The sequence below is a fragment of the Enterococcus sp. DIV1328a genome (assembly GCF_050536905.1).
In the GTDB taxonomy this organism is placed as follows: domain Bacteria; phylum Bacillota; class Bacilli; order Lactobacillales; family Enterococcaceae; genus Enterococcus; species Enterococcus faecalis.
In genome coordinates, this window is record NZ_CP172912.1 from 22,152 (window position 1) to 44,174 (window position 22,023).

General features: G+C 38.3%; 20 protein-coding genes. 14 read left to right on the forward strand and 6 right to left on the reverse strand.

Annotation, left to right across the window (positions count from 1 at the left end; all coding sequences use genetic code 11):
• Positions 1-130 precede the first annotated feature (130 nt).
• The 6 genes from IGL93_RS00085 to IGL93_RS00110 all read left to right on the forward strand — a co-directional run bounded on the left by IGL93_RS00085 (position 131) and on the right by IGL93_RS00110 (position 4,957).
• Positions 131-643: a mannose/fructose/sorbose PTS transporter subunit IIB gene (locus IGL93_RS00085; protein ID WP_002385473.1), complete on the forward strand. Its 513-nt coding sequence runs from the start codon at positions 131-133 to the stop codon at positions 641-643.
• Between the two features lie 234 nt (positions 644-877).
• Positions 878-1,870, forward strand: a complete 993-nt coding sequence (locus IGL93_RS00090; protein ID WP_010775468.1) for a mannose/fructose/sorbose PTS transporter subunit IIA — start codon at positions 878-880, stop codon at positions 1,868-1,870.
• A gap of 34 nt (positions 1,871-1,904) precedes the next feature.
• Positions 1,905-2,708, forward strand: coding sequence for a PTS mannose/fructose/sorbose transporter subunit IIC (locus tag IGL93_RS00095; protein ID WP_002356031.1), 804 nt, complete (start codon positions 1,905-1,907; stop codon positions 2,706-2,708).
• 22 nt (positions 2,709-2,730) lie between these two features.
• On the forward strand, positions 2,731-3,642 hold the full coding sequence (locus tag IGL93_RS00100) for a PTS system mannose/fructose/sorbose family transporter subunit IID (protein ID WP_002356032.1): 912 nt from the start codon (positions 2,731-2,733) through the stop codon (positions 3,640-3,642).
• Between the two features lie 161 nt (positions 3,643-3,803).
• Positions 3,804-4,181 (forward strand): DUF956 family protein, encoded by a 378-nt coding sequence (locus IGL93_RS00105; protein ID WP_002356033.1) that lies wholly within the window; start codon positions 3,804-3,806, stop codon positions 4,179-4,181.
• Positions 4,182-4,429: 248 nt separating this feature from the next.
• On the forward strand, positions 4,430-4,957 hold the full coding sequence (locus IGL93_RS00110; protein ID WP_002356034.1) for an HdeD family acid-resistance protein: 528 nt from the start codon (positions 4,430-4,432) through the stop codon (positions 4,955-4,957).
• A 44-nt stretch (positions 4,958-5,001) separates the two neighbouring features.
• Here the strand turns inward: IGL93_RS00110 and IGL93_RS00115 are convergent, their stop codons facing one another.
• On the reverse strand, positions 5,002-5,205 hold the full coding sequence (locus tag IGL93_RS00115; protein WP_002383512.1) for a hypothetical protein: 204 nt from the start codon (positions 5,203-5,205) through the stop codon (positions 5,002-5,004).
• Positions 5,206-5,402: 197 nt separating this feature from the next.
• Here IGL93_RS00115 and IGL93_RS00120 point away from each other — a divergent pair, with 197 nt between their 5' ends.
• From IGL93_RS00120 to mprF, 5 genes are all read left to right on the forward strand, one after another.
• A complete protein-coding gene (locus tag IGL93_RS00120; RefSeq protein WP_010707921.1) occupies positions 5,403-6,173 on the forward strand; it encodes a MurR/RpiR family transcriptional regulator in 771 nt (256 codons plus the stop codon).
• Between the two features lie 148 nt (positions 6,174-6,321).
• On the forward strand, positions 6,322-7,890 hold the full coding sequence (gene malX, locus IGL93_RS00125; RefSeq protein WP_002378674.1) for a maltose/glucose-specific PTS transporter subunit IIBC: 1,569 nt from the start codon (positions 6,322-6,324) through the stop codon (positions 7,888-7,890).
• 14 nt (positions 7,891-7,904) lie between these two features.
• Positions 7,905-9,119 (forward strand): MalY/PatB family protein, encoded by a 1,215-nt coding sequence (locus tag IGL93_RS00130; protein ID WP_016618494.1) that lies wholly within the window; start codon positions 7,905-7,907, stop codon positions 9,117-9,119.
• A 99-nt stretch (positions 9,120-9,218) separates the two neighbouring features.
• Positions 9,219-9,599 carry a RidA family protein gene (locus IGL93_RS00135; RefSeq protein ID WP_002356039.1) on the forward strand — a complete coding sequence of 127 codons (381 nt, stop codon included), beginning with the start codon at positions 9,219-9,221 and terminating at the stop codon, positions 9,597-9,599.
• A gap of 191 nt (positions 9,600-9,790) precedes the next feature.
• Entirely contained in the window at positions 9,791-12,382 is a 2,592-nt protein-coding gene (gene mprF / locus IGL93_RS00140; protein WP_010713657.1) for a bifunctional lysylphosphatidylglycerol flippase/synthetase MprF, read from the forward strand.
• 37 nt (positions 12,383-12,419) lie between these two features.
• Here the strand turns inward: mprF and IGL93_RS00145 are convergent, their stop codons facing one another.
• The 3 genes from IGL93_RS00145 to IGL93_RS00155 form a co-directional block, all read right to left on the reverse strand.
• Positions 12,420-15,035 (reverse strand): YfhO family protein, encoded by a 2,616-nt coding sequence (locus IGL93_RS00145; protein WP_002361467.1) that lies wholly within the window; start codon positions 15,033-15,035, stop codon positions 12,420-12,422.
• Between the two features lie 545 nt (positions 15,036-15,580).
• Positions 15,581-16,090 carry a ClbS/DfsB family four-helix bundle protein gene (locus IGL93_RS00150; RefSeq protein WP_002378680.1) on the reverse strand — a complete coding sequence of 170 codons (510 nt, stop codon included), beginning with the start codon at positions 16,088-16,090 and terminating at the stop codon, positions 15,581-15,583.
• A 7-nt stretch (positions 16,091-16,097) separates the two neighbouring features.
• The gene (locus IGL93_RS00155) at positions 16,098-16,565 is read right to left on the reverse strand and encodes a VOC family protein (RefSeq protein WP_002364587.1); all 468 of its coding nucleotides are present in this window, start codon (positions 16,563-16,565) and stop codon (positions 16,098-16,100) included.
• A 64-nt stretch (positions 16,566-16,629) separates the two neighbouring features.
• On the opposite strand from IGL93_RS00155, the gene IGL93_RS00160 reads away from it, so the two are divergent.
• Positions 16,630-17,577, forward strand: a complete 948-nt coding sequence (locus tag IGL93_RS00160; RefSeq protein ID WP_025192085.1) for a helix-turn-helix transcriptional regulator — start codon at positions 16,630-16,632, stop codon at positions 17,575-17,577.
• Between the two features lie 91 nt (positions 17,578-17,668).
• On the opposite strand, the gene IGL93_RS00165 is transcribed toward IGL93_RS00160, so the two are convergent.
• Positions 17,669-18,922, reverse strand: a complete 1,254-nt coding sequence (locus IGL93_RS00165; protein WP_016626237.1) for a glutamate-5-semialdehyde dehydrogenase — start codon at positions 18,920-18,922, stop codon at positions 17,669-17,671.
• Positions 18,909-19,724, reverse strand: coding sequence for a glutamate 5-kinase (proB, locus tag IGL93_RS00170; protein WP_002389550.1), 816 nt, complete (start codon positions 19,722-19,724; stop codon positions 18,909-18,911). The genes IGL93_RS00165 and proB overlap by 14 nt, the downstream gene beginning before the upstream one ends.
• 319 nt (positions 19,725-20,043) lie before the next feature.
• On the opposite strand from proB, the gene IGL93_RS00175 reads away from it, so the two are divergent.
• The gene (locus tag IGL93_RS00175) at positions 20,044-20,529 is read left to right on the forward strand and encodes a dUTP diphosphatase (protein WP_002367569.1); all 486 of its coding nucleotides are present in this window, start codon (positions 20,044-20,046) and stop codon (positions 20,527-20,529) included.
• 78 nt (positions 20,530-20,607) lie between these two features.
• Positions 20,608-21,978, forward strand: a complete 1,371-nt coding sequence (radA, locus tag IGL93_RS00180) for a DNA repair protein RadA (protein WP_002356050.1) — start codon at positions 20,608-20,610, stop codon at positions 21,976-21,978.
• Positions 21,979-22,023: the final 45 nt, after the last annotated feature.

The following is a 22,023-nucleotide window of genomic DNA, read 5'->3' on the forward strand; positions in this document are numbered from 1 at the left end:
AGGTTTCGAACCGATACACTAAAGTTGGCACGAAACTTGCTTATAATAAGGTGTCCCTTTTTACCTAAAATTTTTAAGTAAAAAGACAAAGGTCCTAACCTTTAAAAATGAATTTAAAGGAGCATTCCCGATGGTAATGGATATTCGTTTAGCTCGAATTGATGATCGATTAATTCATGGCCAAGTAGCAACTGTTTGGGCAAAATTGACGAACATTAATCGCATTTTAGTGGTTAGTGATTCCGTTGCTCATGACAATTTGAGAAAAGCCTTGTTGGTCCAAGCTGCTCCACCTGGTGTCAAAGTAAATGTCATCACTGTTCAAAAAATGATTGATGTTTACCCTGATCCTCGTTTTGATTCGTTTCGAGCCATGTTGTTATTCACTAATCCTTTGGACGTGAAACGAGTGGTCGAAGGCGGTGTACAACTAACTTCTGTGAATATTGGCGGAATGAGTTTCAGCACAGGCAAGCGAATGATTACGAATGCAGTCGCAGTGGATGCCAACGATTTAAAAGCATTTCTGTTTTTAAATGAACAAGGTATTGAATTGGAAATTCGAAAAGTCGCAGCAGACAGCCAAGTGAATTTGATGGATTTACTGAAAAAAGAGCGTAGCAAAGAAAATAACGCCAGCTGACGTTTATTTTTACAGACGAAAGACATTGAAAGGATGTGGTGGCCTAGGACCAACATCATTGCTTCATGAACTGTATTGATAAAGGCAAGTGCTGATGTTGAAAAAAATCAAGAACTATTGAAATTTTTTCATTTATTTTTGTCAGAATCTGATTTATCTGATTTTTTTCAAAAAGTGAAAGCGTTTAGCAGTACAACCATGAAAAAAAACATCAATTATACAGGAGGTATAAAAATGGTAGGAATTATCCTAGCAAGTCACGGTGAATTTGCTGAAGGGATCTTGCAATCTGGTGCAATGATCTTTGGCGAACAAGAAAATGTAAAAGCAGTTACGTTAATGCCTAGCGAAGGTCCCGATGATGTAAAAGCAAAAATGCAAGAAGCCATTGCATCGTTTGACAATCAAGACGAAGTACTATTTTTAGTTGACCTATGGGGAGGAACACCATTTAACCAAGCGAACTCATTGTTAGAAGATCATAAAGACAAATGGGCAATCGTTGCAGGTATGAACTTACCAATGGTTATTGAAGCATATGCTTCTCGTTTCTCTATGGAATCAGCACAAGAAATTGCGACACACATTCTTGAAACAGCAAAAGATGGTGTCAAAGTTAAACCAGAAGAGTTACAACCAGCAGAAGCACCAAAAGCTGCTACGACAGAAGATGCACAGCCAAAAGGTTCGTTACCACCAGGTACAGTTGTTGGCGATGGCAAAATTAAATTTGTGCTAGCACGTATTGATTCACGTTTATTACATGGTCAAGTAGCAACAGCTTGGACAAAAGCAACACAACCAAACAGAATTATTGTTGTTTCTGATGCCGTTGCAAAAGATGACTTACGTAAGAAATTAATCGAACAAGCAGCTCCTCCAGGAGTAAAAGCCAATGTTATTCCAATCAGTAAAATGATTGAAGTAGCGAAAGATCCACGTTTTGGCAATACAAAAGCATTATTATTATTTGAAAATCCTGAAGACGTCTTAAAAGTGGTTGAAGGCGGCGTAGAAATCCCAGAAGTAAACGTTGGTTCAATGGCTCACTCTGTTGGAAAAGTCGTTGTAAGCAAAGTATTATCAATGGGTCAAGAAGACGTTGATACGTTTGATGAATTAAAAGCCAAAGGCATCAAATTTGATGTGCGTAAAGTGCCAAATGATTCAAAAGCGAATATGGACGAAATTTTGAAAAAAGCAAAAAATGAGTTAGCAAACGCGTAACTCGCCAAATACAAATCAAAATAGGAGGCTTATCATGTCTGTTATATCAATTATTTTAGTTTTACTCGTTGCCTTTCTAGCTGGTATGGAAGGGATTTTGGATGAGTTCCAATTCCACCAACCGTTAGTAGCATGTACATTAATCGGATTAGTTACTGGTAATTTAGAAGCCGGAATTGTTTTAGGTGGTACTTTACAAATGATCGCGTTAGGTTGGGCGAACATCGGGGCTGCCGTTGCGCCGGATGCCGCTTTAGCATCTGTTGCCTCAGCAATTATTTTAGTTTTAGGTGGCCAAGGTGTTAAAGGTGTTCCTTCAGCGATTGCTATCGCAGTTCCTTTAGCGGTTGCAGGTTTGTTCTTAACAATGATCGTTCGGACAGTTGCGGTGCCAATCGTTCACATGATGGACGCGGCTGCTGAAAAAGGCAACATTAAACAAGTTGAAATGTTACACATTTTCGCTGTATGTTTACAAGGTATTCGTATTGCGATTCCAGCAGGTGCGTTACTATTCATTCCTGCTGACACTGTTCGTAATTTCTTAGAATCAATGCCAGCTTGGTTAACTGATGGTATGGCTATCGGTGGTGGTATGGTCGTTGCCGTAGGTTATGCATTAGTAATCAACATGATGGCAACAAAAGAAGTATGGCCATTCTTCATTATCGGTTTCGTAGTCGCAGCGATTTCTCAATTAACATTAATCGCATTAGGTGCTTTAGGTGTCGCTTTAGCTCTTATTTACTTGAACTTATCTAAAATGGGCGGTTCTTCTAACTCAAATGGCGGAGGCAACTCTGGCGACCCATTAGGCGATATTTTAAACGACTACTAATTCTGAAGGAGGAGCAAAGAAAATGGCAGAAAAAATTCAATTAACTAAAAAAGATCGTTTAGCTGTAGCTTGGCGTTCAACATTTATCCAAGGTTCTTGGAACTATGAACGTATGCAAAACGGCGGCTGGGCATTCTCAATGATTCCAGCAATCAAAAAATTATATAAAACGAAAGAAGAACGTTCAGCGGCGTTAAAACGTCACTTAGAATTCTTTAATACACACCCATACATTGCCTCACCAATTCTTGGTGTAACATTAGCTTTGGAAGAAGAACGTGCCAATGGCGCACCAGTTGATGACGTAGCGATTCAAGGGGTTAAAGTTGGGATGATGGGTCCTTTAGCCGGTGTCGGTGACCCAGTTTTCTGGTTTACTGTTCGTCCAATGTTAGGAGCTTTAGGTGCTTCCTTAGCAATGGGTGGTAACATCTTAGGCCCAATCTTATTCTTCGTTGCTTGGAACTTAATTCGTTGGTCATTCATGTGGTATACACAAGAGTTTGGTTACAAAGCAGGTTCTAAAATTACTGATGACCTTTCAGGTGGTTTACTACAAGATATTACAAAAGGTGCTTCTATTTTAGGGATGTTCGTACTGGCCGCATTGGTTCAACGTTGGGTATCGATTAAGTTCTTACCAATTGTTTCACAAGTTAAGTTAGACAAAGGTGCTTATATCGAGTGGGATAAACTTCCTGCTGGCGGTGAAGGAATGCATAAAGCCTTTGAACAAGTGAACCAAGGCTTGGCGCTTTCACCAACGAAAGTTACTACTTTACAAGATAACTTAGATCAATTGATTCCAGGTCTAGCACCATTACTACTTACATTCTTATGTATGTGGTTATTGAAGAAAAAAGTTAGCCCAATCGTTATCATTCTTGGTTTATTCGTAGTCGGCGTAGTCGGCCACTTAATCGGCTTATTATAAGAATGACGAGGTAAGTTTATTACTTCTAATCAAAAAAAGCGGAAGAGAAGTCGAGAAACTTTTCTTCCGCTTTTTTAAACAAAGATGTAATTTTGTTTGTTTCGATCAGGAAAGAAACGTATAATAAAGAGGAATTAGTCGAATGAAATGGAGCAGATAACATGGTACAATCATTAAACACAAAAGTTGATTTAGTTATAGATGCGACGGCATTTACAGGATTAACAGATTATGGACAAATTATGATAGGTGACCGCGGGTTTGAATTTTACCATGCCAAAGATCCACGTAAGTTTATCCAAATTCCGTGGGAAGAAGTCGATTACGTGTTGGCTTCAGTAATGTTCAAAGGAAAATGGATTCCTCGTTATGCGATTCAAACCAAGAAAAATGGGACGTATACGTTTGCTTCAAAAGAGCCGAAGCGAGTGTTACGAGCTATTCGTGAATATGTTGACCCAGATCATATGGTCCAATCTTTGAGTTTCTTTGATGTCATAAAAAGAGGGATTCTCTCGATTGGGAAAAAGAAAAAATAATTTATAACTGTTACTTTTTTATAAACTAGATGAAAAAGTAACGGTTTTTTTTGCGGGAAAACGAGGGACTTATTTATACAAAAAAGGCACAATTGTGCACCAAAAAAGAGACAATCAAGTGATACGTTGTTTTTAATGGAGTTATCATTGAAATGGTTTTCAGAAAGCACGATGAAAATATTTGACACCTTGTAAAATAGTAGTAACATAATAAGTGTAATAAATTATTTTATAGAGGAGTGAGTGTCATGGAACAACGACAACATCATGGAATGGACTGGGGTTCATTAGTATTAGGAATTCTATTTGTTCTGACTGCATTAATTTCTTTCCAAAATCCTGCCGGTAATTTAATTGCCATTGTGATGGTTTTTGCGATTTTTGCTATTATTAAAGGGATTTTCGAAATTTTTGTACGTAATCGTATGAAAGAATTGCTAGGCTACAAAGCTTATGCACCAATCATCTTAGGGATTATTGATATCCTAATTGGTGTTTACTTATTGTTTAACTTAAATATTGGTGTCGCTGTGTTACCATTTGTTTTTGCAATTTGGTTTTTATTCGACTCAATTTTCGGCTTATTTACTTTAGATTTTGCTAAACGAGTAAGCACAGGTTACTTCTGGTTCACATTAATTGTTGACGTTTTAGGGATTATCTTAGGTGTAATGTTATTATTTAATCCATTGTCTTCAGCACTAACTTTAAGCTTCTTAGTTGGCTTCTACTTTATGATGTTTGGTATTAGTAATATTGTATATGCTTTTAGATAAAAGAAGTAAAAAAACAGGTTTTCCGAAAAGGAAAACCTGTTTTTTTAATAACGACGGTGGCAGTTGCCATTATTTCCCGAAATTGTTCGAACAAGCCACACGATAATCGCTACGGGAACTAAAATTTTTACTGCTAGCCACAATAAGCTTCCCACGATACCGACAACGGCACTAAAGAGTGAACCGACAACTAAAAATAAAAGGACCACTAAAAGAATATTTATAAACATTGGTCGTTGATTATTCATACGTACTACCTCCAAATTTTTCCTGTTTTCTATATACAGAGTATAGCAAGAACGCGCAACAAGTACCTCCATCGGAAGGCTGATTTTTTTCTCTGGCGAATGATGGAGCCGCTGTTGGTTATTTTGGACTTTCTTATTGAAATAATCAGAATATTCTGGTGTATAATTATAAAAAAGGATTTAAAGTGAGGGATTGGATGTCGACTGAAGGATTAATCGCTTTGTTAGAAAAGAAACGAAATGATTTAAGTAAAATTGAAAATCAAGTACTGGATTATATTTTGACGCATATGACGGAAATTAGTTCACAAACCATTTATGAAGTGGCACAGGCGTTGTTCGTCTCAACAGCCACTATTTCTCGAACAGCAAAACACTTAGGTTATCGAGGCTTCCAAGAATTAAAATACGCGATCGTCCAATCGGTGCAGAGCGAGAGCACAGAAAGCGATAGTCGTAGTTTTCAAGCTATTACACAACAGTTGATCGCCAATGTGCAAGACAGTTTTCAACAAATGGATGAAGCCAAAGTCGCGGAAATGCTTAAAATGATTGAGCGTGCGAATACGATTGAAGTGTTCGGTGTTGGTGGCAGTTTTCCTATTTGTACTGATTTTGCACGAAAGCTAACATTTTTAGGAAAAAAAGCCTATGCACGATCTGATTGGGATGAACAAGCGGCAGCAGTTAAGAATCTGGATGGACAGGATTTAGCCATTTTTGTCAGTTATACAGGAGAAACTAAGGGGATTTTAGCGTATGCACGTGTAGCGCAGGAACAGCAAGTGCCGATGATTAGTTTGATTTCGACTAAAGGAAGCACCTTGGAAAAATTGTCGACGACGACGTTATTTGCCAAAGGGACGACACGTTATCATCAGCGCGTGGATTTAAGTTCAAGAATTGCTGTCATTTGTTTGTTCGATACGGTTTTATTAATGTACGCAGAGGCAAAGCAACCGCGGTAATTTTATGCAACACCATACTAAATGATGTAAGGGGATACATAAAGAGTGTAGCCTCTTTTTTCTTTGTTTTGGGCTAGTTATAATGAGGGCAATGAATGTAAACGCAATCATTTTTAGTTTTGTAAAGAATGAATGGAGGAGTTAAGAAATGGCAGTAAAGAAAAAGAAAGCGACTTTCTGGGAGTTTTTCCAAGGATTAGGTAAAACGTTTATGTTGCCAGTGGCTTTATTAGCTTTTATGGGGATTTTGTTGGGATTAGGAAGTTCTTTTTCCAGTGAATCCATGATTGAAACGATCCCGTTTTTAGGAAAGCCCGCAGTGAAAATTATTTTCCAATTTATGTCGACAATTGGTGGTTTTGCGTTTGCCTATTTACCTGTCATGTTTGCAATGGCCATTCCGTTGGGGTTAGTTCGGAAAGAAAAAGGAATTGCTGCGTTTTCAGGTTTCGTAGGCTATACGGTGATGAATTTAGCGATTAATTTCTATTTAGTGCAGACGAATCGCCTCGTGGATCCTGAGCAGTTGCGGGAAGCCGGCCAAGGAATGGTTTTTGGGATTCAAACGATTGAAATGGGCGTTCTTGGTGGAATTATCGCTGGGCTTATTGTCTATAAGTTGCATAATCGATTTTATACGGTGCAACTACCAGATAGTTTTGCCTTCTTTTCTGGTGCACGGTTTGTGCCAATTATTACTTCATTAGTGATGGCCTTCGTGGGCTTAGTAATTCCGTTAGTTTGGCCACTTTTCGCGCTAATGATTATGGCGATTGGCCAACTTATCCAACGTTCTGGTATTTTTGGGCCTTTTCTGTTTGGGTCAGGGGAACGTCTACTGTTACCGTTTGGGTTGCATCATATTTTGGTTTCCATGATTCGTTTTACTGAAGCAGGGGGTTCAGCGGTGGTGGCTGGCAAAGAAGTGTTTGGTGCGTTAAATATTTTCTATGCAGAATTGCAAAATAATTTACCGATTTCACCAAGCGCAACAGCTTTCTTGTCACAAGGGAAAATGCCGACCTTTATTTTTGGCTTACCAGCGGCGGCACTTGCGATGTATCATACTGCAGCTCCGGCGAATCGACATAAGATTAAAGGCTTACTCCTTTCGGGTGTAATTGCTACGGCTATCACTGGCATTACAGAACCAATTGAATTTTTATTCTTATTTATTAGTCCATTATTATGGCTGTTTCATGTCATTATGACTGGTCTAGGTTTCATGGTAATGGCTTTATTGGGTGTTGTGATTGGAAACACTGATGGCGGGCTACTGGACTTTGTTATTTTTGGCTTGTTACAAGGAACTTATACAAAATGGTGGTGGGTTCTCATTGTCGGCGCTATCTGGTTTGTTGTTTATTATTTCGTCTTTAAAACAGTCATTGTAACCTTTGATTTAAAAACACCTGGACGAGACAAGGTCTTAGATGAGACTGAATATACCGATCAAGAAGTTCAATATAAGAAAACGGGTGGCTATGATGCGCCTGGGATTTTAGCGGCTTTGGGTGGGCAAGAGAATATTCAAGCTATTGATAATTGCATTACGCGTTTACGTTTAGTGTTAGCAGATGCTAATAAAGTAGATGATGACAAATTAAAGCAATTAGGGGCTTTAGGCGTCGTGCATTTAGATGCGCAGAATGTGCAAGTGATTATCGGAACCAAAGTGACAACGGTCCGTAATCAATTAGAGATGATTTTAGGTTAGAAAAAAGACAGAAGGTGAAGAGTGTGTCGTTTGATAAAGCAATTGATCGACGAGGAACGTATTGTACACAGTGGGATTTTGTAGAAGATCGATTTGGGGAAGCGGACTTGCTTCCCTTCACTATTTCCGATACGGATTTTGCTGTGCCAGAGGCAGTTCTGGCAACATTACAGGAGCGTTTGAAACATCCCGTATTTGGCTATACGAGGTGGAACCATCCACAATTAAAAGAAGCAATTCAAACGTGGTACCAGACAAGATTCCAGACGAAGATTGAAGAACACTGGATTATGTATACCCCGACCGTTATCTATGGGATTTCTGCGTTGATCCAATTATTAACTAATGAAGGGGAGGGCATTATTTTACAAACACCTGCGTATGATGCATTTTTTAAAGTTATTCAGGAAAATAAGCGGCAAGTAGTGGCAAATGAACTGCTTTATCAAGAGAAGCGCTACAGCATTGATTTTATTGATTTAGAAAAAAAACTAGCGCAACCAGAAAATCGCTGTTTGCTTTTATGTTCCCCGCATAATCCAACAGGACGTGTTTGGGAGCAATGGGAATTAGAGCGAATGGTTTCATTGTGCCAACAGTATGATGTGTTTTTACTTTCTGATGAAATTCATATGGATATCGTTAATAAAGGCCAAGTTCATCGACCAATTACGCAATTTGGTTATAAAAAATCTGCCATTATTACCAGTGGCACGAAAACCTTTAATTTTCCAGGGCTGATTTTTGCTTACGCCCTAATTCCAGATAACGAATTACGTGACGCTTTTCAGCTCAAATTAAAAAATGCCGATGGTTTATCATCAACAAGTATTTTGGGAATGCTAGCAACCATGACGGCCTATCAAAAATGTGGTACTTGGGTTGACGAGTTGAATGATTATTTAGCGGAGAACCAACGTTACGTGAAAGATTTTTTACAGACATATTTGCCAAAAATTAAAGTGACGGAGCTGGAAGCCACTTACTTAATGTGGTTGGACGTATCAGCGGCAGTTCCAGATGTGGCCCGCTTACAAGAGGCTTTAGTTTCTGTGGGGAAAGTCGCCATTATGGACGGCTCGATTTATGGCGGTAATGGACAACGATTTTTACGGTTAAATATTGGCTGTTCGCAAGCAAAACTACACGAAGGACTTGAAAGGATGCGCCAAGGTTTTGAAGCTGTTTTACAAAAGGATGGCACAGCATCAGCGCTTGGGAATAATTGAGAAAAGATAGCATTCCGAAAATGGTTGCAGTACAATGGAAAAATAGAAACAAATAAAATAACAAAAAGTAACAACTTGTCATTTACTGGGGGAAAAGAAATGAAAACAATTAAAACAAAGCAAGCACCACAAGCAATTGGGCCATATTCACAAGCAAAAATTGTGAATGGTTTATTGATTACTTCTGGTCAGATTCCACTGGATCCTGAAACAGGCAAGGTGGTTGGTACAACGATTAAAGAACAAACCAATCAAGTACTGAAAAATATTCAAGGGATTTTAACAGAAGCTGGTAGTGATTTTGCTCATGTAGTCAAAACGACATGCTATTTACAAAATATGGCGGATTTCACGGCATTCAATGAAGTCTATGCTGAGTATTTTAGTGCGGAATATCCTGCACGCACAACGATTGAAATCTCTAAATTACCGATGGATGTGTTGGTGGAGATTGAGATTATCGCAGAAGTAGTGGCGTAAAAAATACAGTTAAAAGAGTGAGAAAAAAATCTAAGACGATTTTTTTCTCACTCTTTTTTTCAATAAAACAATACGATTCAGCCAAAATGTCTAGCCGTGCTGGAAAATTTTCAGCAAATAGGCTACCATGGAAGAAAATCGATAAAACGAAAGTTAAATGAATAGAAAAGAGATATGAAAGAGGCTATAAGATGAAAAAAAATATTAGCCAACTAACGCAGTGGTTGAAAGAACACAGTTTATTATTGAAACTAATTTTTCTTGGTTCTGTATTAGTTTTCGTGGCTAACCAAGTGACACATATCGCTCAAGGCATGACCTGGGCGGATATTTTTTCCACGATGGAACAACAAAGTACGGGGCGTTTAATTGGTATGGTCTTGGCAGGACTATTTGGGGTTATTCCGATGCTCCTTTATGACTATGTAGTCGTTAAATTATTGGAAAAAGAAGGTAAGCCACCAATGAAACGAATGGATTGGTTAACTTCGGCTTGGGTCACTAATACCATTAATAACTTAGCGGGTTTTGGCGGCGTGGTTGGGGCAACGCTACGGATTAATTTTTACGGAAAAGATGTACCGCGGGGCAAGGTTGTAGCAACGGTCTCAAAAGTTGCTCTGTTCTTGATTTCAGGGTTATCTATTTTATCTTTTGTGGCGTTTGTTGATTTATTTTTTATTCGAACCCAAAATGTTTTTCGTGAATATTGGGTTTGGTTATTATTGGGCAGTCTGATTGCGCCAGCGCTCTGGTTTTTCACGTATTTAAAACGGCGAACATTGTTTAAAACATTTTTTCCAAAAGCGGTACTCCTATTATTCGGCGCTTCATTAGGTCAATGGCTAGGGGGGATGTTTGCTTTCTTAATGATAGGTCGCTTGATGCAGGTGCCAGTTTCGATGGTTTCTGTTTATCCAATGTTTGTTATCGCTACGTTAATCGGGATGTTAACCATGGTTCCTGGTGGTATGGGAACGTTTGATGTCTTAATGATTTTGGGCTTATCACAATTAGGGATTGATCGATCACAAGCGGTCGTCTGGTTGTTGTATTATCGTTTGTTTTATTATGTGACGCCTTTTATGACAGGAGTTATTTTGTTCTTGCAACAAGCAGGCATGAAAGTTAATCAATTTTTTGATAATTTACCTCGGTTATTTTCACAAAAAGTGGCGCATTTTATTTTGGTGGCGGCGTTATATTTTGCAGGAATTATGATGGTTCTATTGTCGACTGTGACGAATTTGTCGAATGTCAGTCGTTTATTCCAAGTGTTACTTCCCTTTTCTTTTAATTTTTTAGATCAGACATTGAATTTATTTGTAGGATTCTTGTTATTAGGTTTAGCTCGAGGCATTTCTATGAAAGTGAAAAAAGCTTATTGGCCTACAATTATTTTACTAGGATTTTGTATTGTAAATACGGTGGCACGAACGACTTCGTGGCAGTTGATTACTGTTTATGCTGTTATTTTATTGGCGGTTATTTTGGCTCGTAAAGAATTTTATCGTGAAAAGTTTGTTTATTCATGGGGCGCTTTAACGGTAGATAGTATTTTGTTTGGCTGCTTGTTTATCGGTTATGCGGTTGCTGGCTATTACGCCGCACGACCAGCTGGTGGCAATCAAGTTATCAATCATTTTTTGTTGTTTCCGTCAGATGATGTTTGGTTTAACGGATTGATTGGATTAAGTATTTCCTTGATTGGTTTATTCTTTTTGTATCAATATTTAGCCGAAACAACTGTTACTTTAGGTGAGGGGTTTGAGGAAGCGCGGTTGACACGCTTTTTGGAAAAATTTGGTGGCAACGAAGGCAGTCAATTTTTGTATTTAAAGGATTATGGTCATTTTTATTACCAAGAAGAAGGCGAAGATCAAGTACTTTTTGGGTTTCAAATGAAGTTTAATAAATGCTTTGTCTTGGCGGATCCGATTGGGCAACGAGAGAAATGGACAGCGGCGACACTGGCGTTTATGGATCAAGCTGATTTGTTAGGTTATCAATTAGTTTTTTATCGTATTTCGGAAGAATATGTTATGAATCTTCACGATTGCGGCTTTGAATTTATGAAAGTTGGGGAAGAAGGCTTGATTCAATTTGATGAGCCGTCAACAGTGAATCAAACAGCCTGGACGGAAACAGTGACTGAAAAAATAGCAGCGGAAGCAGCGGATTTTCAGTTTGAATTTTATCCCGAAACGATTAGTGATGCCTTATATCAAGAGTTAGAACGAGTTTCTGCGGACTGGTCACGGAATCAAAAAGAGCGCTACTTTATTGGTGGACGGTTGGATCCCGAGTACTTGAAATGCAGTAGCGTGGGCTTGGTGAGACAGAAACAAACGGTCATCGGTTTCATTACGGGAAAAGAAATGGAAAAAGGCAAAAGTATTTCTTATGATTTGTTACGTATTCGTTCAGACGCACCTGCTTTTACTAGAGAATATTTGTTCACTCATTTTATTGAAACCTATCAACAGCAGGGCTATCAATTAATTGATATTGGGATGGCGCCGTTGGCTAACGTAGGGGAGAGCAAGTACTCTTTCTTAAAAGAACGCTTTGTTAATATTTTTTACAAGTATAGTTATCAAATTTATGCGTTTCAAGATACACGCAAGCGCAAAGAACAATATGTCACTAGTTGGCAACCACGTTATTTTGCTTATCCTAAGCGGACCAGTGTCCTCTTTGCTTTTGTGCAACTTTCCTTGTTGATTACGAAAGGAAGACATCAAAGTGTTTCGCTTGTGGAAGAAGCAATGACTGAAATTTAAAAAAATCACGCGATGACTTAGCCATCGCGTGATTTTTTTATTTGTCTTCTTTTTTACGGTTTCGTCTAGCAGGAATCAAGGTTACGTAGGCAACGAAACCACCAGTACATAGAACGAATAACACGATGCCAGGAATCAATCCTTCTGGTAAATAAGAGAACTGAATAGTATGGGTTCCAGCGCTGACAGGAACGCTTAGAAAGGCATCTTTAAAGGCTTTTGGGGTAACTTTTTTGCCATCAATTTTGACACGCCAACCTTTGTCATAAGGAATTGTAGTGACGAGTACTTGATCTTTGTCGGCGGTAAAGGTACCTGAAGCAGAGCGTTTGCCAGTTGTTAAATCAACGCCTTTTTCTTGCACGGCGGAAATGGCTTTTTCAAATGCATTGGTATTTAAGCCAACTACTTGCGGCTGAACAAAACTTACTGCTTTGGTTCCATAAAAACTTACTTTGAAGTTAACGGTTGTATCTTTGGGATAGTAACCTAAGTTATAATATTGGCCAGTAATGCCAATTTGTGATTGCTGACTCGAGCCGTTCACGGTGACCGTTGCAGTGGAACTTTCCAATTGAGCAAAATCTGTTGGGAATAAACTCAAATAAGCTTGCGTATTGGCGGGCACATTGACTGTATAAGAAATCTCTTTGGCTACGTTATGTTGTTTCTCCGTAAAAGTTACGCCAGCTGTATTTTGCGTAATTGTCACGTTATTTTGAAGCGTCATCGTTGGTTGATAAAAGGTAAAATACCGTTCATTAGTATTGGCTAAAGCATTTAGTAAATTTGTTTGACTACCTAAATTATCATTGAGAGGTTGCCGAACATTGTAAATCTCTTTGTCTGCTAAAAATCCTAACGGCAAAGCATTTTCGTTACGATAAAGCTGATATTTACCAGCAGCTGCTTGTCGCTCAAAGCCGAATTTCATTGGATTGTTTTCAGCAATATTGTATTTAATGCCCATCAAAGCATCCATTAACAAGGTATTATTTTGGTAACGAATATTTAAATTCGTGCCTCGCGAGCGGAAACCTAAGGCGTTTAGGTATGTTGAAGAATGTCGGTTCCGTACGGAAGAAAACATGCTAATGCCACTGTAGCCATAGTTAATGCCGTCATTGGCCGAAACACCATTTAAATTTTCCAAGCGGTAAAAGGTATCATTTTCTTTTTTTGTTTGATCGACTAGATTTTTTAAGTCAGGATAAGGCTCAGAATACAAGCTGCGTGATGCGTAGTTCCAATCATCTAAAATACCAGTGACCATCGCTCGTGTATTAATGATTGCTTCACCAGAAACGAGCAGCAACAACAAAATCACTAAGTATTGCATAGGCGCTTTTTTCAATTGATAAAAAGCAATCCCGAAAAAGTATAATAGTAAAAAAGTTGCCGTTAATACGAAAGAGGTTAAAGTCACATACGTATAACTAGTAGCACCTTTTGTGCCCATTGCAAGAGCAAAAATTGCTAAAAGAATCAAAATCAAGCCGCTTAAGACGCCGAGATCATCCTTTTCAAATTTCTCCCAACCATAACCAGCAAGCAAAATAACTAGGAATGAAAAGAGGAAACTATAGCGAAAAAGAAACATGTTCGGCGCATGCATGCCGTGCCAGAATAAATTTAAGGGCGTGATGTAAAAGCTAGCAATCAATAGGACAAACAAACTGCCAAAAAGTAGTTTGTTTTTCAATGGAACTTCTTTCGTAACGAAATAGAAGAGACAAAAAATCAAAGGCAACAACCCAATGTAAATAAAAGGAATGGACCCATATTTGGTTGTATCGTAAACGCCAATCATATTTTTCATAATAATATCTAAAAAGGCAGTCGCTTCTGTTTTAAAGGTTGTAATTTCAGAAAGAGTTTCACCATTGGTTCGTAAATCTAAGACAGCAGGTAAGACCATAATCATGGATGCTCCACCAGCTAAAAGAGAAGTAGTAAAATACGCAACGATTCGAGATTTATATCGTTGCCAGTCTGTAAACGTTCGTGCAAAATAGTACAGGAAGGAAAACAACCCAATCATAAAGCCAAAATAATAATTTGTAATGAAAAGCAAGAAATAACTGACAAACAATAATGTCGGTTTTCGTTGGTCCATTAAACGATGAATTCCTAAAATTACGAGTGGCAGATAAATAAAGGCATCCAGCCACATAATTAATTCTGAATGGGCCACAATGAAGGACATTAGCGCATAAGACACACTTAAAGTCACATGGGACCATTTAGGAATCTTAAAGGTTTGTTTTGCCAAGAACCAAAAACTCAAGCCAGCACTCCCAATTTTCAACAACGTTAGGAAATAGAGCGCATCAGGCATGTTTTGATTGTTAAAGAAAAAGACGAGCGGCGTAAATAAGCCACCAAGATAATAGGAAATTAAGGACAAGTAGTTTAGTCCCAAAGAAGCATTCCACGTATAGAAAAGACTTTGTTTTCCATGAAGAACATTGTTAAAGCTTGCGTGAAAATTTGAAAATTGAGAAAAGGCATCGCTGGCTAAAACACTGCGACTACTTCCTGGATAAATCCCAATACTCAAATAGATAATTGCCATAATTAAAAATGGAATGAAGAAACTGGCTAACATATAAGGCCAGTTGTTTTTTAAAAACTGCCTACTTTTATTTTTCATAAATAACCTCACCTGATTTTTCGAAAGTACCTATAGTTTATCATACTCTTTATTTGATGTACCAATAGAAGAAAAACTTTAAAATTTTATTAGGATCCTAAGGGTGGAGTGAAGAAGAATTAGTAGTAAGAGATTAACATTCAAATGCTAAATCACCAGATTAAAACAACGAATATTCTCCGAAAAATTGCTGAAAACACCCTGTGGATAACTTTGTGCATAACTCTGTTGAAAACCACAAAAAAGCTTTTTATCTCGGTTTATCCACAAGGATAAGTTTTCGAGTTGCTAAAAAAAATAGACGCAAGTTTAGAAGGCCTGCTTGCTAAAAGTAAAGGAATCCCTAAAGTTGAAAGAAGATGAAAACGTTATTAAAACAACGTTTTCATCTTATTTTTTCTAGAATTTACAAAGATTTAATGTCGAACAAATAAGCACTGTGGAAAAGTTTTTTGGAAAAAATAGGAAATTTCATCCACAAAGTTTTCTGTGGAGAATTTAAAAAATGCTTGTCAAGCTTTTTTTGAAAAAATGTGGATAACTTTTTAAAGACACGCTTTTTTCCATTTGCGAATTTGCGTTCGGAAACTAGTAAAAGGGGCAACGCTATTAATGTGAATCCATTTCCAAAGAGGCCATTGTGCTTTGGTAGTCGCCCAAGCCCGTTGTTGAGGTAAAAATAATTCGTCTTCGGAAAGCGAGTCAATCCAATGAAGTAATTTTTCTAAGATGTCTTGCAACGCAATCAGCTGACTTTCTAAACTCATTTGTCCATAGGTTTGATAAAATGATTGATAGAGAGCGCCCAGTTGATTCCATTTATAACCTTCAGCTGGCGTTTGAACGGTCAGACCACGTTGTTCTTGTTCTTCCCAAGAAAGCAGCAAGTTGAGCCAACCTAATTGATAGGCTAAGTTCTCTGAAGGTGTTTTAGCTACTGTTTCAATTCGGTGATCTTTAAGTGTTTCAGGAATTTCTGCAAATTCAGCTAAATATTTTTGTGAAGCTATTTGAATGGCCTCAATCAAGGCTTCTTTTGATTCATAGGTTCGCATTCTTCGGCTAACGTCCTTTCTTGGTAGGATCTGCTTGTTTTTCTTGAGTAATTTGAGTGACTAAACCAAAAGGATCTTTCACAATCGCATAAAATGTTGCAAATTCATTTTCAATTGGTTCTTGGATAATACAGGATTCGGGATGGCGCGTGAGTTTTTCAAAAATTGTTTTGGCAGAGTGACGGCTATTGACGGTTAAGCTGAGGGTCAATTGTTCTGTGGGCGTGGTATTCATTCCTGCAAACAAAGGATTATCAGCTAGTTGTAATTGAAAAGTGTCCATTTGTAAAATCGAGTGAGAAAGCCAGTGTTCTTCGCCAGCGGGAATGGTCAAAGAAGGATTTAAACGCTCTTTAAATTCTTGATTAGTAATTTTAAAAAGAATATCACCAGCAAAGGCTTCCTGGTAAAACGTCAAGGCTTCCGTTGCTCGTCCATTTAAGACCATAAAAAGGGCAAATTGTGTGTTTTTCATTGTTTGAACCTCCTAAGATTGATAAGATAAGCATAACAATAAAAGGTGTCAAAAAGTGACACCGATGGAGGGAAAAATGAAAAAATCAGAACGTTTAAATCAGGAACTTTTTTTCTTGAGAACCCATCCTCAGTTTAATTTAAATCAGTTAATGAAAACTTTTGGGATTTCTAAAAGCACAGCTTTGCGGGATATTGAAGCTTTGGAAAATTTAGGCGTACCGCTATATGTGGAGAATGGTCGTTATGGTGGCTATCGAGTTTTAAACAAACCGTTGTTGCCGCCGATTTATTTTAATGAAAATGAAGTGTTAGCGATCTTTTTTTCGTTACAATTACTGAAATTAGTCGCAGAGTCACCGTTTGGTCATTCCTATCAGCAAATTCAGCAAAAATTATTGCATTCTTTAGATGAACCAACCCAATTTAAAATCAGTCAAATGAGTAAGGTCGTCTATTACGAAGGAATTGAACAAGTAGAAGCACCAGGCAATTTAGAGCAGCTGTTTCATTGTATTTTGGCGCAACAAGTAATTCAGTTTAACTATACCAGATATGAAGCAACAACGAAAAAAATCTTACCAACCCGGTTAACTATTTTAGAAGGGTATTGGTATTGTTCAGGCTATGATGTGACTAAAAAGGCTTGGCGTACTTACCGCTGTGATTTTATGGAGGCTATTCAGCAGTTAAACCAAACACTGGATTTTACGACTGAAGAACTGAAAGAATCGTATCGCCATCAACAAACGACGGCACGTACGATTCCATTTAAAGCAATCATTACAGAAAAAGGCAAAGAATTTTTTTATAAACATCGCTTTGACAATATTCAGTTGGAAGAAACGCCCACGCAGTGTTTTTTAGTTGGACAGATTCATCCAACAGAAACACAATTTTTAGCCAACTATTTTATGGGCTTTGGTGAAGAAGTGACAATTTTAGAGCCAGTCCAAGTGAAACAAGCGTATTTAGAAAGTATAATGAGGATTCAAAAAAAATATCAAGAATAGATTGTGGAACTGTGAACAATCTCATGTGTAAAAATGCACATTGGAGAGGAGAAAGAAAAACCCTTGATTTAAAAATCAAGGGTTTTTCTTTCTAAGAACGTGCTTGCCCATTTCCATAAATAACATATTTTGTCGAAGTAAGCTCTGCTAAGCCCATAGGTCCACGGGCATGTAATTTTTGCGTACTAATGCCGATTTCGGCGCCAAATCCAAATTCAAAACCGTCCGTGAAACGAGTTGAAGCATTCGCATAAACAGCGGCTGCATCCACTTGTTGTAAAAATTGTTGTGTGGCAAAGTAATTATCACTAATAATACTTTCAGAATGTTTTGTATTGTAGCGATTAATATGCTGGATGGCTTCGTCCAAAGAATCAACGACTTTCACTGCTAAGATAAAGTCGAGAAATTCCGTTTCCCAATCTTGTTCAGTCGCTGGAATGGCTTCTTCAAAAATTGCTAACGCACGTTCATCTGCCCGAAGTTCCACGTGAAACTCCTTCAAGGCTTTTTCAATTGTTGGTAAAAAGGCTTCAGCCACTTCTTGATGAATTAATAACGTTTCGGCGGCGTTACAGACAGAAGGACGTTGACATTTAGCATTGACAATAATTTCAGTTGCCATTGTTAACTGGGCGTCTTTGTCCACGTAAATATGACAATTGCCTGTGCCCGTTTCAATAACAGGAACAGTGGCCGTCGTCAAAACAGTTTTGATTAAGTTGGCGCCGCCACGTGGAATGAGGACATCCAAGTAGTCATTTAAGCACATAAGTTGTTGGGCTGTTTCTCTAGAAGTATCATCAACAAATTGAATGAGATGGGGAGAAACGGCTTCTTGGATTAGCGCTTCTTGTAAAATTGTCACCAATATCTGATTGGAGTGAAACGCTTCTTTTCCGCCTCGAAGAATAACAGCATTTCCTGATTTGAAACAAAGGCTAGCGGCATCTGTTGTCACGTTTGGCCGCGATTCATAAATGATTCCAATAACACCTAAAGGCACGCGTTGTTGCCCAATTAACAGCCCCGCTTCATTGCGCCACATTTTATCTACTTCCCCAATTGGATCGGGTAAAGTAGCGACTTGGCGTATGCCCTCGGCCATCGCTGTGATCCGTTCTTCTGTTAAACGTAAGCGGTCTTGCATTGTTTCAGAAATTCCGTGGGTAGCGGCTTGCTCTAAATCTAATGCGTTTGCTTGTAAAATGCGGGGCGCATTGGCTTCAATGGCTGCGGCCATTTTGTTTAACAAAGTATTTTTTTGACGAGTATCCATCAAGCCTAGCGTATAAGAGGCTTCTTTAGCTTGTTGCCCTAGTTGCTTTAAATCAGTCACTTTCATGCCCTCCTTTAATAAATAACGTACCGATATCTTTTCCTTCTAAAATTTCAAAAATGATTTTTGGCTGCTTTCCGTTTGCTAAAATCATCGCCTGTTGATTAGCTAACACACGTTCAGCAGCTTTTAATTTACTAGACATCCCACCAGTGCCAAAGCGGCTCCCCTTACCACCGGCTAATTGGAACAAGTCTTCATTAATTTCATTGATTTCAGAAAATAACGTGGCTTCTTTGTTGACAGTAGGGTTATCTGAAAAGAAACCATCAATATCTGATAACATAACTAACAAGTCAGCTTGAACAATTTGGCAGACAATGGCTGACAATTGATCGTTATCCCCGAACTTGGTTAAGTGATCCAATTCTTCAATTGCGACAGTATCATTTTCATTGACGATAGGAATAATATTCATTTTTAACAGTTGTTCAAAAGTATTGGTAACATTATTGCGACTTTCAGGGTATTCAATAACATCACGTGTTAATAAAACTTGTGCCATTTGTTGGCTATAGGTTGAAAACCGCTGATTATAAATGTTCATTAATTCTGCTTGGCCGACTGCAGCGACTGCCTGTTGTTCGGGAATTGTCGTTGGGCGTACAGATAGATTTAATTTATTCAGTCCGACACCAATTGCGCCAGAAGAAACTAAAATAATTTCTTTGCCTTGGTTGCTTAAATCACTCAAAGTAAAGGCTAATTGATCAATTGCTTTTAAGTTAATATTGCCATTGGGATAAATCAGAGAACTGGTTCCGACTTTGATCACAATTCGTTTGGCCTGTTGGAGTTTGTTTCTCATAAGTGCCTCGTTTCTTTTTACAGTAAAATTTGACACTCATTATAACAAAATCAGCGGCTACTAGAAAGTGCTAAATAATGAATAGTAAAGAAAGTTTAATGAAAGTGTGAACTTTTTGAGGGAATCTTGGGACTTTTTGGGATTTGGTCTGTTTATTTTAAGAGAAGATGATAGACTAAAAGAAGGAAAATAAACAAAAATTCTCCTCTTTTTTGCGTAGTCTAGATTAACTGGGCTTTTAGAAATGAGAAACTTACTAAAAACAACCAGAGTATCAGAGATTATGGTAAAATAGGAGTAGTTTAGACAGTAGGGGAGAATGAATATGAAACAACGTGGTTTTGAGATTATTTCTAAGTATCAAGAAGAGGGCTTGAGTGTCCCACAACGAGCAACAAAAGGTGCCGCGGGGTATGATTTTCAAGCAGCCGAAACGGTCGTTGTACCAAGTCTTTGGAAGTTACAACAAGCTGGAGAAAATCCCAAACCAATTTTAGTTAAAACAGGGATTAAGGCGTATATGCCTGATTCTGAATATTTAGAATTGGTGAGTCGTTCTTCGAACCCGCTAAAACGGTTCCTACTTTTAGCGAATGGTGTCGGAGTCATTGACAGTGATTATTATAATAACGAGAATAACGAAGGACATATCATGTTCCAATTTTTAAACTTTGGATATGAAGATGTTGTCATTGAGAAAGGTGAACGAATTGGCCAAGGGATTTTTAAGCCGTTTTTATTAGCGGATGATGACCAAGTCGATGCAGAAAGAACGGGCGGTTTTGGTTCATCTGGACAAAAATAAAGCCCATTTTTTCAGTAGGCAACGTTATTCAAACCATTTAATAAATGTTAAAATAAACAACAGATAAGGAGATTCTACATGGCAAAAAAAGCAAAAGTTCAATTTGAATGTCAAAGCTGTGGGTATGTGTCTCCAAAATATCTCGGCCGCTGTCCTAATTGCGGACAATGGAATTCGATGGTGGAAGAGGTTATTCAAGATACTTCTGATCGTCGTGCTAGAGTAAGTTTGACTGGTAAAAAGACACAACCACAACGGCTATCTGAAGTTGTACCTAAAAAAGAGCCGCGTGTAAAAACTGAATTAGTGGAGCTGAATCGGGTTTTAGGTGGTGGCGTTGTTCCAGGTTCATTAGTTTTAATCGGTGGCGATCCCGGAATTGGTAAGTCAACATTGCTCTTACAAGTATCGCAACAATTAGCAGCCACAGGTGGCACGGTTTTATATGTTTCTGGTGAAGAAAGTGCTGAGCAAATTAAATTACGAGCGGAGCGTCTAGGCACCGTCAACGAGACATTTTACTTATACGCAGAAACAGATATGCACGAAATATCACGAGCCATTGAAAAATTAGAACCAGATTATGTCATTATTGACTCGATTCAAACAATGACGCAGCCAGATGTTACCAGCGTTGCTGGTAGTGTCAGTCAAGTCCGAGAAACAACTGCCGAATTATTGAAACTGGCAAAAACGAATGGGATTGCCATTTTTATTGTCGGACACGTAACGAAGGAAGGGTCTATCGCAGGGCCACGGATGTTGGAACATATGGTAGACACGGTTCTTTATTTTGAAGGAGATAAGCATCACACCTTTAGAATCTTACGGGCTGTCAAAAATCGGTTTGGCTCAACGAATGAGATTGGTATTTTTGAAATGCAGACACATGGATTGGTTGAAGTTATGAATCCTTCTCAGGTCTTTTTAGAAGAACGTTTAGAAGGAGCCACTGGGTCTTCGATTGTGGTAGCAATGGAAGGTTCACGCCCCATTTTGGTGGAAATCCAAGCGTTAGTTACCCCAACGATGTTTGGCAATGCCAAGCGAACGACCACCGGGTTGGACTTTAATCGCGTTTCTTTAATCATGGCGGTTTTAGAAAAACGGGCAGGCCTTTTATTACAAAACCAGGATGCGTATCTAAAAGCGGCTGGTGGAGTCAAAATTAATGAACCAGCTATTGATTTAGCGTTAGCAATCAGTATTGCTTCTAGCTATAAAGAAAAAGGAACCTCATCTTCAGAATGTTTCATTGGTGAGATTGGTTTAACTGGTGAAATCCGCCGCGTGAATAGTATTGAACAACGAGTGCGTGAAGCGCAAAAACTAGGCTTTACAAAAGTCTATGTCCCTAAAAATAACCTTGGTGGCTGGGAAGCGCCTGAAGGGATTGAAATTATTGGCGTTTCAACAATTGGTGAAACGTTAAGAAAAGTTTTTAAATGATGAAAGTAGAAATAATCCGTTTAGGTTGTTGGTGGCGTATGATTT

Bases quoted from the DNA above. Each gene is read 5' to 3' on its own strand.
- proB (WP_002389550.1), bottom strand. From the start codon at position 19,724: ATGAGAAACAAACTCCAACAGGCCAAACGAATTGTGATCAAAGTCGGA.
- IGL93_RS00165 (WP_016626237.1), bottom strand. From the start codon at position 18,922: ATGAAAGTGACTGATTTAAAGCAACTAGGGCAACAAGCTAAAGAAGCC.
- IGL93_RS00175 (WP_002367569.1), top strand. From the start codon at position 20,044: ATGAATATGAAACAACGTGGTTTTGAGATTATTTCTAAGTATCAAGAA.
- IGL93_RS00155 (WP_002364587.1), bottom strand. From the start codon at position 16,565: ATGAAAAACACACAATTTGCCCTTTTTATGGTCTTAAATGGACGAGCA.
- IGL93_RS00105 (WP_002356033.1), top strand. From the start codon at position 3,804: ATGGTACAATCATTAAACACAAAAGTTGATTTAGTTATAGATGCGACG.
- IGL93_RS00100 (WP_002356032.1), top strand. From the start codon at position 2,731: ATGGCAGAAAAAATTCAATTAACTAAAAAAGATCGTTTAGCTGTAGCT.
- IGL93_RS00110 (WP_002356034.1), top strand. From the start codon at position 4,430: ATGGAACAACGACAACATCATGGAATGGACTGGGGTTCATTAGTATTA.
- IGL93_RS00090 (WP_010775468.1), top strand. From the start codon at position 878: ATGGTAGGAATTATCCTAGCAAGTCACGGTGAATTTGCTGAAGGGATC.
- IGL93_RS00150 (WP_002378680.1), bottom strand. From the start codon at position 16,090: ATGCGAACCTATGAATCAAAAGAAGCCTTGATTGAGGCCATTCAAATA.
- IGL93_RS00095 (WP_002356031.1), top strand. From the start codon at position 1,905: ATGTCTGTTATATCAATTATTTTAGTTTTACTCGTTGCCTTTCTAGCT.
- IGL93_RS00115 (WP_002383512.1), bottom strand. From the start codon at position 5,205: ATGAATAATCAACGACCAATGTTTATAAATATTCTTTTAGTGGTCCTT.
- IGL93_RS00135 (WP_002356039.1), top strand. From the start codon at position 9,219: ATGAAAACAATTAAAACAAAGCAAGCACCACAAGCAATTGGGCCATAT.
- radA (WP_002356050.1), top strand. From the start codon at position 20,608: ATGGCAAAAAAAGCAAAAGTTCAATTTGAATGTCAAAGCTGTGGGTAT.
- malX (WP_002378674.1), top strand. From the start codon at position 6,322: ATGGCAGTAAAGAAAAAGAAAGCGACTTTCTGGGAGTTTTTCCAAGGA.
- IGL93_RS00120 (WP_010707921.1), top strand. From the start codon at position 5,403: ATGTCGACTGAAGGATTAATCGCTTTGTTAGAAAAGAAACGAAATGAT.
- IGL93_RS00160 (WP_025192085.1), top strand. From the start codon at position 16,630: ATGGAGGGAAAAATGAAAAAATCAGAACGTTTAAATCAGGAACTTTTT.
- IGL93_RS00085 (WP_002385473.1), top strand. From the start codon at position 131: ATGGTAATGGATATTCGTTTAGCTCGAATTGATGATCGATTAATTCAT.
- IGL93_RS00145 (WP_002361467.1), bottom strand. From the start codon at position 15,035: ATGAAAAATAAAAGTAGGCAGTTTTTAAAAAACAACTGGCCTTATATG.
- mprF (WP_010713657.1), top strand. From the start codon at position 9,791: ATGAAAAAAAATATTAGCCAACTAACGCAGTGGTTGAAAGAACACAGT.